The sequence below is a fragment of the Muricoprocola aceti genome (assembly GCF_025567005.1).
Classification (GTDB): domain Bacteria; phylum Bacillota; class Clostridia; order Lachnospirales; family Lachnospiraceae; genus Marvinbryantia; species Marvinbryantia aceti.
Window position 1 is genome coordinate 355846 of record NZ_JAOQKE010000001.1, and the last position, 14907, is coordinate 370752.

The 14907-nt window shown below is 42.3% G+C and carries 12 protein-coding genes and 1 tRNA gene; all 13 read right to left on the reverse strand.

Annotated elements, in window-relative coordinates; translation table 11 throughout:
- Positions 1-8 precede the first annotated feature (8 nt).
- Positions 9-1412, reverse strand: a complete 1404-nt coding sequence (locus OCV47_RS01775; RefSeq protein WP_262653337.1) for an amidophosphoribosyltransferase — start codon at positions 1410-1412, stop codon at positions 9-11.
- Between the two features lie 397 nt (positions 1413-1809).
- Positions 1810-1882: transfer RNA gene (locus tag OCV47_RS01780), tRNA-Gly, on the reverse strand.
- Positions 1883-2005: 123 nt separating this feature from the next.
- Complete coding sequence (locus OCV47_RS01785; RefSeq protein ID WP_262653338.1) at positions 2006-3493, reverse strand: methyltransferase domain-containing protein; 1488 nt, start codon at positions 3491-3493, stop codon at positions 2006-2008.
- Entirely contained in the window at positions 3480-4934 is a 1455-nt protein-coding gene (guaB, locus tag OCV47_RS01790) for an IMP dehydrogenase (RefSeq protein WP_117447378.1), read from the reverse strand. Before guaB ends, OCV47_RS01785 begins: the two co-directional genes overlap by 14 nt.
- A 113-nt stretch (positions 4935-5047) precedes the next feature.
- Positions 5048-5551 carry a DUF6106 family protein gene (locus OCV47_RS01795; RefSeq protein WP_262653341.1) on the reverse strand — a complete coding sequence of 168 codons (504 nt, stop codon included), beginning with the start codon at positions 5549-5551 and terminating at the stop codon, positions 5048-5050.
- Between the two features lie 152 nt (positions 5552-5703).
- Positions 5704-7329 (reverse strand): chaperonin GroEL, encoded by a 1626-nt coding sequence (groL, locus tag OCV47_RS01800; RefSeq protein WP_117447380.1) that lies wholly within the window; start codon positions 7327-7329, stop codon positions 5704-5706.
- A gap of 21 nt (positions 7330-7350) precedes the next feature.
- Positions 7351-7635, reverse strand: a complete 285-nt coding sequence (locus tag OCV47_RS01805; protein ID WP_117447381.1) for a co-chaperone GroES — start codon at positions 7633-7635, stop codon at positions 7351-7353.
- Positions 7636-7845: 210 nt separating this feature from the next.
- Complete coding sequence (gene codY, locus OCV47_RS01810; RefSeq protein WP_117447382.1) at positions 7846-8631, reverse strand: GTP-sensing pleiotropic transcriptional regulator CodY; 786 nt, start codon at positions 8629-8631, stop codon at positions 7846-7848.
- A 196-nt stretch (positions 8632-8827) separates the two neighbouring features.
- Complete coding sequence (topA, locus tag OCV47_RS01815; protein WP_262653345.1) at positions 8828-10906, reverse strand: type I DNA topoisomerase; 2079 nt, start codon at positions 10904-10906, stop codon at positions 8828-8830.
- 33 nt (positions 10907-10939) lie between these two features.
- Entirely contained in the window at positions 10940-12016 is a 1077-nt protein-coding gene (gene dprA, locus OCV47_RS01820; RefSeq protein ID WP_262653347.1) for a DNA-processing protein DprA, read from the reverse strand.
- Positions 12017-12022: 6 nt separating this feature from the next.
- Positions 12023-13543, reverse strand: coding sequence for a YifB family Mg chelatase-like AAA ATPase (locus tag OCV47_RS01825; protein WP_262653350.1), 1521 nt, complete (start codon positions 13541-13543; stop codon positions 12023-12025).
- A 106-nt stretch (positions 13544-13649) separates the two neighbouring features.
- Complete coding sequence (locus tag OCV47_RS01830) at positions 13650-14228, reverse strand: 4'-phosphopantetheinyl transferase family protein (RefSeq protein WP_262653352.1); 579 nt, start codon at positions 14226-14228, stop codon at positions 13650-13652.
- A complete protein-coding gene (gene sigK / locus OCV47_RS01835; protein WP_262653354.1) occupies positions 14225-14863 on the reverse strand; it encodes an RNA polymerase sporulation sigma factor SigK in 639 nt (212 codons plus the stop codon). The genes OCV47_RS01830 and sigK overlap by 4 nt, the downstream gene beginning before the upstream one ends.
- Positions 14864-14907: the final 44 nt, after the last annotated feature.

Below are 14907 nucleotides of genomic sequence, written 5' to 3' on the forward strand. Positions count from 1 at the left end.
TGTTCCGTCTATTCTTTTCCGTTCCAGCAATAAGTACACAGACTGTCTGGATTAATGCCAACGGACTGTATCATATCATCCAGTCTGTGATATCTCAGAGAAGAAAAATTCATTTCCCGAGCAATTGCTTCTACCATATCATGATATTTATCCGTATCCGGATTGGCATATTCCTGAAGGATTTCCTCATTCTGGCGTCCTTCTAGTCTCTGAATAATTCGTCTGGTAATCAGATCCATATCAGAAGTAGACCTTGAAAAATTCAGGAATCTGCAGCCATAAATCAATGGTGGACATGCCGGTCTGATATGTACCTCTCTTGCTCCACTGCGATACAGGAACTCCGTAGTCTCTCGAAGCTGGGTTCCTCTTACAATGGAATCATCTATTAAAAGCAATCTTCTTCCTTTGATCAGATCATGAACAGGAATCAGCTTCATCTTTGCAATCTGATTTCTCTGGCTCTGTATCGTCGGCATAAAAGAGCGCGGCCAAGTCGGTGTATATTTAATGAAAGGTCTGGAAAACGGAATTCCTGATTCATTGGCATATCCTACGGCATGAGCTGTTCCGGAATCTGGTACCCCCGCCACTGTGTCTGCAGCCACGTTATCTCTGCGTGCCAGCAGCTTGCCACAGTTATATCTCATCTGTTCCACGCTGATTCCCTCATAAGAAGAAGAAGGATATCCATAGTATACCCATAAAAAGGTACAGATTTTCATCTTTTCACCAGGTTTTACCAGTGTAATCACTGCTTCCGGTGTCATCACCACAATCTCTCCGGGACCCAGTTCCCTATATTCTTCATATCCCAGATTCAGATAAGCAAAACTTTCAAAAGACGCACAATATGCATCATCCTTTTTCCCCAATGCTACCGGAGTTCGCCCCATTTTATCTCTGGCGAGATAAATTCCCTTTGGTGTCAGAAGCTGCAGAGTCAGTGAACCGTCTATCTTATCCTGTGCATACTGAATGCCTTCCACAATACTTTCTTTTTGATTAATCAGTGTCGCCACCAGCTCAGTAGCATTAATCTCCCCTGTGGTCATCTCCATAAAATGAGTATGTCCCGAACGGAACAATTCCTTTTCCAACTGCTCCATATTATTAATCTTACCAACAGCAGAGATCACATAGGTGCCATGATGAGATCGAATCAAAAGTGGCTGAGGCTCATAATCAGAAATGCAGCCAATCCCCATATATCCTTTCATCTCATTGGCTTCTTTTTCAAACTTGGTTCGGAATGGCGAATTCTCAATATTGTGGATAGCCCGGTCAAATCCGTCTTTTCCATACACTGCCATACCACCTCGTCTGGTTCCCAGATGGGAATGATAATCCGTTCCAAAAAATAAATCAAATACACAATCCTGCTTTGATGCTACCGCAAAAAATCCGCCCATATATCCTCCTTACGTCATGTAACACGCATCATCCAAATACGTACTGCACACATCTGCTTTCTTTACGTGACTGTTTCTTTCCTCCACTGATATGATCTCCGGAAACAGCTGCAAATTTTTCCATATCATGTACAGTATACAAAACTCCACTCCATTTCACAAGTAAAATAAACATAAACAAATGCATATACTCACAAACACTAAAGCACTGACCAAGATTTTTTTTGCGCGAGACGGCGCTATTGGTCCAGTGGACCAATGTTTAGCGCCGACCGAGGAGGACTTTAGGTCCTCCGAGACCTCGAACAGCATTCTATGAATGCTGTTTGAGCCCGACAGGGCTCTTTTTACACAAAAAGAGGCATCCAACCGGATGCCCCTTTTTGCGTAAAACAAAAGCGCGAGACGGGACTCGAACCCGCGGCCTCGACCTTGGCAAGGTCGCGCTCCACCAACTGAGCCACTCGCGCATTATCTTGTCACTTCCTCAGTGACAAGAGTTATTATATATGACTGTTTCTCATTTGTCAACTACTATTTTGCAAATTTTTCAAATTACATCTATTGTTGTAAAAATTCTGACTATTTTGCTTTCACAGCCGTTGTATTATCACCAGCCTGCTATTCTCCCGTTCATTGATCACTTCTTCTTTTAGAATGCGATATTCCTGATATTTTCTGGTCACCTTCTCCAACACATCCGGCAATGTAGTATAAGCCACAATGACTCCATCTTTTTCCAGTATTTCCAAAGATTTTTTCAAAAAACGATCATATAGCAACTGCACAGACTGAAGATCTTTATTCTTTCCTGCTCCCGGCATATTGGTCACAATCTCATCAAACCGATATTCATGCTTAAAATCAAAATAATTACGGTTGATATAATGAATCGGTATATTTGCCTGTTCTGTATTGATTCGGGCTTTCTGAACTGCCTCTTCCAGAATATCAATGCCATACAGGGTATGACACGGCTGCAGTCTGGCACGTTCAATCAGCATGGTACCTGTTCCGCAGAACGGATCCAGAACTCGTGCATTTTCCTTTAAATATGGTTCCGACAACTTCATGATCAGTGCTGCATTTACAGGCGCAATAGAAGTTGGAAGCACTTCTTTTCGATAAGAAAATCTCCAGTCTGGTATAGTAGACAGTTTTAATAATGGAACAAACTTTCCGTCTTTTCCTGCTACCAGACGAATCTCCAATTCATATCCAGATGTAGTGTTCACCAGTTTTCGTCTAGATTCTTTCTCTATAGCAAGAGACATCTTTTTCACAAGATCAATGCGACGTTCCGGTGTCATACTGCTCTTTATCTCAAGGCGGAAATAATAAGGTGATACCCCATCATGATGATCATTCAAGAACCTCATCATTCCTCCCTGCAAAAGTTGCCTGGACATATGATCCGGACTTCCTTCCAGTGCTTTTTGTCCTGAGATCGGAAATAACACTTCTGAATAAGTACGGATCTTCAGTACATCTTCCAGATGGGTTGTGCGAAATTTCACTCCACCAGCCAGCATCTTTACTTCGCTCTCCGGGAGCTGATCCACTGTCACTTTTCTGTGGTTACGATTTGTCATCAGAATGATTTCTGTTTCATCCTGATAACCGATGAAACGGTGTTGACGCGGTCGATCATATTTCAGGACCAGCGCCTGTAGTGCAAACATCTCACTACGCACATGCTTTTCTTCATCTGGCAGAATTTCTTTTTCAGAAAGCTCCTGAAGACGCTTTTTCAGACATGGAAGAAGATGACGGCAATCGCACTTTGCAAGGCTTTTGATATAGTCTGCTTTCACAAACATAGTCTGCTCTGCTTCATAAGCCTTCCAGATCTGATCTGCAAGATCATCACACTCCATCTCTCCCAAAATCAGTACAGCGTTTTTCCGCACTTTCGGATCTTCATGAGACAAAAGAGCCGTAAAGTCAGAGAAATCCCCTGCCAGTTCATAAGCAAGGGCTTTCTTCTGATTTTCGTCACGAATCAACTGTTTTAATTCAATCAGATTCTGTCTGACATTACAATTTTCTCTAATCTGTTCTAAGTAATTACTCTTCAACACTATAGTTCGGTGCCTCTTTGGTAATATGAATATCATGAGGATGAGATTCTTTCAAGGACGCAGCTGAGATCTTCACAAATCTTCCACGTTCCTTCAGTTCCTCAATTGTCGGGGTTCCGCAGTATCCCATACCGGAACGAAGACCGCCAAGCAGCTGGAATACCGTATCTTCTACGCTTCCTTTATATGCAACACGTCCCTCTACTCCTTCCGGAACCAGCTTCTTCGCATTGGACTGGAAGTAACGGTCTTTGCTTCCGTTTTCCATTGCTGCAATAGAACCCATTCCACGGTATACCTTATATTTTCTTCCCTGGAACAGTTCGAAAGTTCCCGGGCTCTCATCGCATCCTGCAAAGATACTTCCCATCATGCAGACATTTGCGCCTGCTGCAATCGCTTTTGTCATATCTCCGGAATACTTGATACCACCGTCTGCGATAATCGGAATACCATATTCCTTTGCTACATTATAGCATTCCATTACTGCTGTAATCTGTGGCACACCTACACCAGATACCACACGGGTAGTACAGATTGAGCCAGGTCCAATACCAACCTTTACTGCATCCACACCAGCCTCAATCAGTGCTCTGGTTGCATCTCCAGTTGCTACATTACCTGCAACCAACTGCAGATCAGGGAATTTTTCCTTGATCATCTTCACACATCTTAATACATTTGCAGAATGACCATGTGCACAGTCCAGAACAACTACATCCACATGAGCCTTTACCAGTGCTTCTGTTCTTTCCAGACAGTTTGCTGTAATACCTACAGCCGCTCCACAAAGCAGTCTTCCCTGTGCGTCTTTTGCAGAATTCGGATACTTAATCTGTTTTTCGATATCTTTGATTGTGATTAATCCTTTCAGATTGAAATCATCATCTACAATCGGAAGTTTCTCCTTACGGGCCTTTCCAAGAATCTTCTTGGCTTCTTCCAGTGTGATTCCTACTTTTGCTGTTACCAGGCCTTCTGATGTCATGCAATCCTTGATCAGCTTGGAATAATCTTCTTCAAATTTCAGGTCACGGTTCGTAATGATACCTACCAGCTTTCCATTCTCAGTAATTGGGACACCGGAAATACGAAACTTTGCCATCAAATCATTTGCATCCGCAAGGGTATGCTCAGGAGATAAATAAAATGGGTCCGAGATAACTCCGTTTTCGGAACGTTTTACTTTGTCTACTTCTTCTGCCTGTGCCTCAATAGACATATTCTTATGGATAATACCAATTCCACCCTGTCTTGCCATCGCAATTGCCATTCTGTGTTCGGTAACCGTATCCATACCTGCACTCATCATTGGAATATTCAATTTGATCTTCTTCGTCAAATGAGTATCCAGGCTGACTTCATTCGGAATCACTTCTGAATAAGCCGGAACCAATAATACGTCATCAAAGGTAATTCCTTCACCTATAATGCTGCCCATTTGTATTTCCTCACTTTCTTCCTATATTTAATATGACTTTTGCTCGATATTCTATCAAAAATAAAAGTGTCTGTCAATCGTTTCTATTGTCTGCTTTCACAAAAAAACACTTATTACTGCAGATGCACTTCTCTTGGTGCCATACGTTTCATATCTTTTAACATGACTTCACCTGGTTCAAATATCACCATTTCCATACCCTGATCTTTTTTTAAAATCATTGTATACGTTTTGGCATCCTTTTTCCCTGATGAAAAATCATTCTTTTTGATATCTGTTCTGGTTCGGTAATGATCTAATTCATGTGACTGACTTGGTGCAAGGAGTTCCAGGGAAGCCACATCGCCGGAAAATACCCGTTTTCTCTTCTGCTTCGACATGATCTTGTCAATATCAATTTCCCCGTTTACATACAGGTATTCATATTCCAGTTCCAATGTTGGCAAAACAAAATAATCCGCTACTGCAAATGCAATGATCAGAATAATAGATAACCACCCAAGAACCATCAGTGACAAAACAGCTACTGCAGTTCCCGCAATCAGAAGTACCCTGATCACGGTGTCTTTCATCGTTTTTTCTTTTTTTACAATCTCTTCAGTGTATAAATCACTCATCCGTCCTCTCCTGTCTGTTTATTTTTGCAGACACCCTGTCTGCTGACTATTCTATTATAACACACCCAGGCTCGATTCACCATGTAAACATCGTATATTTTCTTTATGAAAAAAGCCCTGCTGTCACACAGCAGGACTTTTTGATTCTTCTCTTACATCATTCCAGGATTCATACCTGCACCAGCTGGCATTGCCGGTTCTGGTTCCTTGATGTTTGCTACACAGGATTCTGTAGTAAGGAATGTAGACGCTACGCTGGTTGCGTTCTGAAGGGCACTTCTGGTAACCTTTGCAGGATCCAGAATACCAGCCTCTACCATATCTACATATTCTTCATTGTATGCATCAAATCCAATACCTTCTTTGGATTCCGTTACTTTGTTTACGATGACTGCGCCTTCCAGACCTGCATTCTGTGCGATCTGTGTCAGTGGAGCTGTCAGAGCTTTCAGAATTACTTTTGCTCCTGTCTTCTCATCGCCTTCCAGTTCATCTACCAGTTTGGCAACCTGTTTTGCAGCATGAATATATGCAGATCCACCACCTGCTACAATACCTTCTTCTACTGCTGCACGAGTAGCATTCAAAGCATCTTCCATACGAAGTTTTGCTTCTTTCATTTCTGTCTCAGTAGCAGCGCCGACACGGATAACAGCAACGCCACCAGCCAGTTTTGCCAGTCTTTCCTGAAGTTTTTCTTTGTCAAACTCAGATGTTGTAGTAGAGATTGCAGATTTGATCTGTTCTACTCTGGCTTTGATTTCATCTTTGTTGCCAAGACCATCTACGATAACGGTATTTTCTTTTGCAACTTTTACAGACTTCGCACGTCCAAGCATTTCCAGAGTGGTATCTTTCAGTTCCAGGCCAAGTTCTTCGGAAATAACCTGTCCACCTGTCAGAATGGCGATATCTTTCAGCATTTCTTTTCTTCTGTCACCATATCCAGGAGCCTTCACTGCAACAACCCCGAAAGTACCTCTTAATTTGTTTACAATCAGAGTAGTAAGTGCTTCACCTTCTACATCCTCAGCGATGATCAGAAGCTTTCTTCCAGCCTGAACGATCTGTTCCAATACAGGAAGGATATCCTGGATGACTGTGATCTTTCTGTCTGTGATGAGGATATATGGATCATCCAGAACTGCTTCCATTTTTTCCATATCTGTTGCCATGTATGCGGAAATATATCCTCTGTCGAACTGCATACCTTCTACCAGATCCAGTTCTGTCTTCATGGTCTTGGATTCTTCAATTGTGATAACTCCATCAGCAGATACTTTTTCCATTGCATCTGCCACCATGTTTCCAACCTCTTCATCTCCTGCAGAGATTGCTGCTACTCTTGCCATCTGATGTTTTCCTTTTACCTTGCTGCTCATATCAGCGATAGATTTTACAGCGGCTTCTGTTGCTTTCTTCATACCTTTTCTCAGTACGATTGGATTAGCGCCTGCTTCCAGGTTCTTCATACCTTCCTGAATCATTGCCTGTGCAAGAACAGTTGCTGTTGTTGTACCATCACCTGCTACATCATTTGTCTTTGTAGCTACTTCTTTTACCAGCTGTGCTCCCATGTTTTCGAAAGCATCTGGAAGATCGATTTCTTTTGCGATAGACACACCATCATTCGTGATCAATGGAGCTCCATACTGCTTATCCAGTACTACGTTTCTTCCTTTCGGTCCAAGTGTTACTTTTACTGTATCAGCCAGTTTGTTTACGCCTTCTGCAAGAGCCTGTCTGGCTTCTGATCCATATTTAATTTCTTTTGCCATGATGATTGTTCCTCCTGATTATTATTCAACGATTGCAAGAATATCATTCTGTTTTACAATAATATATTCTTCGCCATCCAGTTTTACTTCATTTCCTGAATATTTGGAATAGATTACTTTATCGCCTGCCTTAACCTGCATGGTTACTTCTTTTCCATCAACCATTCCGCCAGGTCCTACTGCTACAACTTCTGCTTCCTGAGGTTTTTCCTGAGATTTTGCTGCAAGGATAATACCGGATTTTGTTGTCTCTTCTGCTTCAAACTGTTTTAAAACGACTCTGTCGCCAAGTGGTACTAACTTCATAATTAAGCCTCCTTCGTTCAACTCTTCGAACTTCTTATTAGCACTCTCTTCTATTGAGTGCTAACTACGGTTTTTATATTAGTAAATATATGCAAATTATGCAACTTTATACTTTTTCACTATTTTGAATATTTCTCAATTATACTCACTTTTTCTTAATTTTACTCTTTTTTTCTCACATTTATTATTTTCTACAAAAAAGAGTCCCAGTTAATGGAACTCTCTCTGTCTTCTGATTTCATTCAATTCTTCAAATACCATCTGATTCACTACCTTGATGTATGTGCCCTTCATTCCAGAAGATCTGGACTCGATGACTCCCGCACTTTCAAATTTACGAAGTGCATTCACTATCACGGATCTGGTAATTCCTACCCGGTCTGCTATTTTGCTGGCTACCAGAATTCCTTCATTGCCGTCCAATTCATCAAAAATATGAAGAATTGCCTCCAGCTCCGAATAAGACAAGGTATTGATTGCTGATTTTACGATCTGAATCTTCCTGTGTTCTTCTGCACTCTCTTCATTTACAGAGCGCATCATCTCCAGTCCCACCACAGTCGTTCCATATTCGCTTAAAATAATGTCGTCTATGGTGTATGCATCTTTTACCCGGTACATAAACACTGTTCCAAGACGTTCTCCTGCAATATCAATAGGATTGATAATAGCCTGGTATTGCTTCACCCCATCTGGCTCGAATCCCAGTGTCTCCAGATTCACATTTTCCTTTGTGGAAAGCACTCCAAGAAGGCGTTCATTTAACATTGGATCAATAAAAGTCCCCACTTTATTTTCCACCAGCTCATGAATTTCTCCAATCTCACTGCTGATGCTTACCCCCAGTACCTTTCCTTTTTTACTGAGTACCAGTATATTTGAATCCATGATATCCGTCAGTACTTTACAAATATCATTAAATACGACTTTGCTGGAATTGTTATTATGCAGCAGCTTATTGATCTTTCGTGTCTTGTCCAGTAATTGAACGCTCATAAAAACCCTCCTCTTTAATTTCCAGGATTTAAAACGATTGAATTTTCCCAAACACATTTTTATATTACCATATACTATACAGGAATTCAAAGAAATTTTCTGATAATTTCAAAATTATTTGTATTTATCAGAAAAAAAGAGAAATCACAGGCAGATTCTGTCATTTCTCTTTCTATACTTCTCTATTTTTGAACGCTCAATCGTTGTTCTTTTTTTCCATTGTTTCTACATAACCGCACTGTTCATCTGCACATACCAGTTTATTGCCTTTTTCCAGCATATATCCACCACAGTTCGGACATTTTTTCGCAGATGGCTTCTGCCAGGACATAAAATCGCATTCTGGATTATCCTCGCATCCATAATATTTTCTGCCTTTTTTCGTCTTACGAATCACCACGTCTTTTCCGCATTTTGGACATGCAATCCCTATTTTTTCCAGATAAGGCTTGGTATTGCGGCATTCAGGGAAACCAGGACATGCCAGGAACTTTCCATGAGGACCATATTTCACTACCATATTGCGGCCACACTGTTCGCAGACCACATCTGTCACTTCATCTTCAATCTTAACTTCTTCCAGTTCCTTTTCTGCATTCTGAACTGCTTCATCTAAGTCCGGATAGAAATTGCTGACAACGGTCTTCCAATTGACTTTTCCTTCTTCTACCATATCCAGCAGCGACTCCATATTTGCCGTAAAATTCACATCCACAATACTTGGAAACGCTTCTTTCATGATATTATTCACCACTTCTCCCAGCTCTGTCATGTAAAGATTCTTGCTTTCTTTTGTCACATATCTTCTGTTCAGCAATGTGGTAATCGTTGGAGCATAGGTACTGGGTCTTCCGATTCCCAGTTCTTCCAGTGTCTTTACAAGAGATGCTTCTGTATAATGTGCTGGTGGCTGGGTAAAATGCTGCTTCTCTTCCAGTTCACTCAAAGACAATTGTGTATCCTTAGTAATCTTGCCAAGCAGAGTATTCGCTTTGCCATCCTCTTCCCCATCTGTATAGACCGAAAGGAAACCTTCAAATAATACTCTGGATGTAGCCACTGTAAAAATATACTTTCCTGCTGCAATCTTAATGGAAGTTGTCTCATATTTTGCATTTTCCATCCGGCTGGCTGTGAAGCGCTTCCAGATCAGCTGGTACAGTCGGAACTGGTCTCTGGAAAGCGATTCTTTGACAAATACCGGTGTTCTGGTAATATCACTTGGACGAATCGCTTCATGGGCATCCTGTATCTTCTGGCCGGATGCTTTTTTCTGAGGACTCTCAGAGACATACTCTTCTCCGTATTCCTGACGAATATACTCTCTGGCCGCCACATCTGCTTCTTCTGCAATTCGTGTGGAATCGGTTCTCAGGTACGTGATCAAACCTACTGTACCATTTCCTTTGATATCAATTCCTTCATATAACTGCTGGGCGATACGCATGGTCTTCTGCGTAGAAAAATTCAGTACCTTTGCAGCTTCCTGCTGCAGTGTACTGGTGGTAAACGGGAGCGGAGCTTTCCTGCTTCGTTCTCCTGTCTTAATCTCCTTCACCAGAAACTCTTCTTTTTCTATTTCTTCACGGATCTTTTCCATTTCTGTTCTGGAATGAATGGTTACTTTCTCCTCTTCGGTTCCATAGAACTTGGCTTCCAGCATTTTACGTTCCCCGGATACCTTCAGGTGGGCGTCCAGACTCCAGTATTCATCTGGAATAAATGCATTTATCTCATCTTCCCGGTCTCCAATCAATCTGAGTACTACAGACTGTACACGACCGGCACTTAATCCTCTTTTCACCTTCTGCCACAACAACGGACTGATTTTGTAACCTACCATACGGTCCAGCATTCGTCTGGCCTGCTGTGCATCTACCAGATCCATATCTATCGCTCTTGGGCTTTTCAGGGATGCTTTCACCGCATTCTTGGTAATCTCATTAAATGTAATACGATAGATTTTCTTATCATCCAGCTTCAGCGCATGAGACAGATGCCAGCTTATAGCTTCTCCTTCGCGGTCCGGGTCAGTAGCAAGATAAACCTTGTCCGCCTTCTTTACTTCCTTACGAAGTCCGGCAAGGAGTTCCCCCTTTCCTCTGATCGTGATATATTTCGGTTCAAAGTCATGTTCTACATCGATTCCGAACTGACTCTTTGGGAAGTCTCTTACATGTCCATTGGATGCTGCAACGGTATAATTGGCTCCTAGAAACTTTTTAATTGTTTTAACTTTTGTCGGAGATTCTACAATCACCAGATATTTTGCCATCTAAAAATTCCTCCGTGGAAAACCACTGCGTTTTTATTTCTTTAAAACGTAATAATTCTTCGATATTTCTTCAACCAGCCCCCTCATCTGCAGATCCATCAGGATACGCATCACTGCCTCTGCCGGAAGTCCACTGCTTCTGATAATTTCAGTCAGGCTCTTCGGTCGAAAATCCAGACAAATATACACCATATTCTCGGAACTTGCAAGCGTAATGTTATTTTTTTTCTTTTTTTTCACATTTTCCATTGAAATTCCAAGATGAGATATCAGTTCTTCCACAGAAGTCAGAATCCCGGCGCCCTGGGAAATCAGCTGGTTGCAGCCCTCGCTTAATGGATCTTCCATCCGTCCTGGCACTGCCAGTACATCCTTTCCCTGATCAAGCGCCAGATCAGCAGTAATAAGGGAACCACTTTTTTTCTTTGCTTCTACTACAATCACGCATTCACTCAGCCCACTGATCAGCCGGTTTCGCATAGGAAAATGCAGGGGCACAGGCTGTGTTCCAGGCGGATATTCTGTAATCACGCCACCTTTTTGCGCCAGTTCCCGGCAAAGGCTCCTGTGATCCGCCGGATAACAGATATCTGCCCCACATCCTGTTACAGCATAGCTTCTGCCACCTGCTTTCAGACAGGCCGCCTGCGCAATTCCGTCAATACCATATGCCATACCACTGACTATGGAAATTCCATGTTCTGACAGCACTTCTGCCACTTCCACTGCTATACTGCGTCCATAGTTTGTACACATACGGGCGCCTACTACTGCGACACAGCGTTCTCTGGGACTTGGGAGTTCGCCCAGATAAAACAGCCCATACGGATAATCCTCCAGTGCTCTGAGGCGTTCCGGATATCCCTTTTCCATGCAGCTGATAAACTTTATTCCTTTTTCTGTCAGTTTATGCCTGATTTCTTCTGCAGAATGACTTCTCCATTCCTCCAGCACCTTCTTTTGCCTGTCTTTTAAAAATGGCAAAAGTGAGATTTGCTTTTTTTCACTTTTCCGTATTGCCTCTGGTGATTCAAAGAATTGCAAAAGTCTGGCAAAATCATTCCGATAAAATCCTGGCATACTGCACATCCACAACCATTCGTCCATCATTTCCTCCTATCGATATATTCCATTTCCAATCCGGTAACAAAGTGCTTCCTGCAGATGCTCAGTCTGTATCTGTTCTTTTTCCTCCAAATCTGCTACGGTTCTCGCAACTTTCAGAATTTTGGTATATCCTCTTGCACTCATCTTAAGTTCATCAAACGCCTTCTTCATGAGTTTCTTTTCCTGCGTTCCAAGCGCACAATATTCTTCCAGTTCCTGATTCCCCATTCTGGAATTAAACAAAAATGACTGACCTTTCCGTCGTTCTTTCTGAATTTCCCGGACACGTTCCACTTTTTTCCTCATCTGAGTGCTGGACATCTCCTGTGTTTTCTGATTCCATTGAGGATAAGAAAGCGCTGATACTTCAATCATCATATCCATACGATCCAGCAATGGCATACTGATTTTTTCCTGATACCGCCGTACCGCAGTATAGCTGCAATGACATCTGGACAGATCCGGATAAAATCCACAGGGGCAGGGATTCATGGCTCCCACCAGCATAAACTGTGCCGGAAAATCATAGGTATAGCCACATCTGTGAATCTGCATACTTCCATTTTCCAGCGGCTGACGCAAAACCTCCAGTGTCTCCCTGTGAAATTCCGGCAATTCATCCAGAAACAATACTCCGCAGTGTGCCAGGCTGATCTCACCAGGTCCCGGGATAGTTCCTCCACCACATAATGCTTTTGCCGTAATCGTATGATGTGGTGCACGAAATGGTCGTTCTTTTATCAGAGATCCATTCGGCGGCAATTTACCTATCACACTGTATATAGCTGATAATTCAATAGCCTCTTCTTCCGTCATGGATGGCAAAATACCCGGGATGCGGCTGGCAATCATAGATTTTCCAGCTCCCGGCGGTCCGATCATCAGAAGATTATGGAACCCCGCTGCAGCCACCAGTGCAGCTCGTTTTGCGCCATCCTGTCCATGTACTTCATAAAAATCCGGCTTTTCTTTTGGATTTTCTGCTTCTTCCTGTATGTTCTCTTCTATTTTGGGTATTTCTCCTGTCTGCAAATAGGTGAGCACCTGCTCCAGCGTCTCTGCTCCGATTACTTCTATCCCTTCTATGGCTCTGGCTTCTTTCTGATTCTGCCAGGGTACAATGCAGCGACTACATTGTATACTTCTGGCCTTTGCTGCCATCGGAAGGATGCCAGGTACTCCATTGATTTTCCCATTCAGACTGAGTTCACCGATGATAAATGTATCTTCCAGTCTTTCCCTGTCTACCAGCCCATAAGATGCCGCAATCGCTATGGCAATGGGCAGATCAAATCCGGTTCCTGATTTATGCAGATCGGCTGGAGATAAATTGACGGTAATCTTTTTAGGCTGCAGTTGTATACCTGAGTTTTTCAAAGCTGTACGTACACGTTCCTGTGCTTCTTTTACCTGAGTGGAAAGATATCCTACCATAGAAAAAGAAGGAAGTCCGTTGGTAATATCCGTCTCTACCTGGACCACCTTACTCTGCACCCCGTATACAGCTGCCGATAATACTTTACTGAACAATCTGTATCCTCCTGTATGTAATTGTCTGATATATTTTTCTGAAATACTTCAGGAGAACCCTGAAGCTTGAAGCGCCTGATCAACGCAGAATTAGTTTATCACTTTTTCACAATAGATGCAACACATGGTTTTTTACTTTTTCTTTACCACACACAGACATCCAAAAATCTTCTATGAAATAAGAATAGATACAGGCAGTATGAGTCTGTCCATGTTCCAACACAGTGATCTCCTTCTGTGCAGATGCATTTTCCAGTGCCGCTGTAAAATCCAGGTCTCGAAGATCCACACGTAGCCCGATTCCACGGTATTTTAACCATGCTTCTTTCATTGTCCAGATCTGAATCCACGCCTTATTCAGATCTGGCTGTCTTTGAAGCCAGACCCATTCCCCCTGGCTGCAAAATCTCTGTGCCGTCTTTTCACTGTAATTTCGTATCTGCTCCAGATCGATTCCAACTGCCTGCTTCGAAAGAACACAGGCAGCAGCGTGTTTACTGTGACTGTAATTAAAATAGAGTTCCGGAGAATTCAGGAAATATGGTTTCCCATGAGGTGTCCTGGCAATCTCCGGCAGTCTGGTTATTCCATATTCTTTCCTTAACGCATCCAGAAGAAGCGTTCTGGCGAATGCTGTCTGTTCTGCTTTTTTTAGTCCTTCCTCCATAGTGCGCCAGTATATCATCGATTCTCTATCTCCTCCCGGAACATTTCTCTTAATTTTTCGATCGCTGTTTTTTCAATTCTGGAAACATAAGATCTGGAAATCCCCAATACTTCTGCGATTTCTCTCTGAGTCAGTTCTTTTTCCCTTCCAATGCCGTAACGCATTCGCAAAATACACCGCTCTCTGTCATCCAATTCCTTCTCCATTAACCATTGCAGTTTTCTGGCATTGTTTTTTTGCTGCATCTGCTCAATTACATCTATTTTTTCACTTTCCAGAATGTCCAGCAGACTGATTTCATTTCCCTCTTTATCAGTTCCAATGGGATCATAAAGAGATACATCTCTGCTGACTTTTTTCCGATTGCGAAACAACATCAGCAATTCATTCTCTACACATCTTGCTGCATAAGTCGCCAGTTTATTATTTTTTTGATGATTAAAAGTTCCCACTGCTTTTATCAGCCCTACAGTTCCAACCGCTATCAGATCTTCTGTTTCCTCTCCCTGATTGACATACTTTTTGGCCACATGTGCAACCAGACGAAGATTACGTTCAATCAGAATTCTTTTTGCATCCATATCACCCTCCCGGTATCTGCGAAGGTAATAGGCTTCTTCTTCTGCAGTAAGCGGTTTTGGAAAGGACTTCATAAAAAGCACCTCAAAGGGGGTTTCTATTAGTTTATGTGATACCC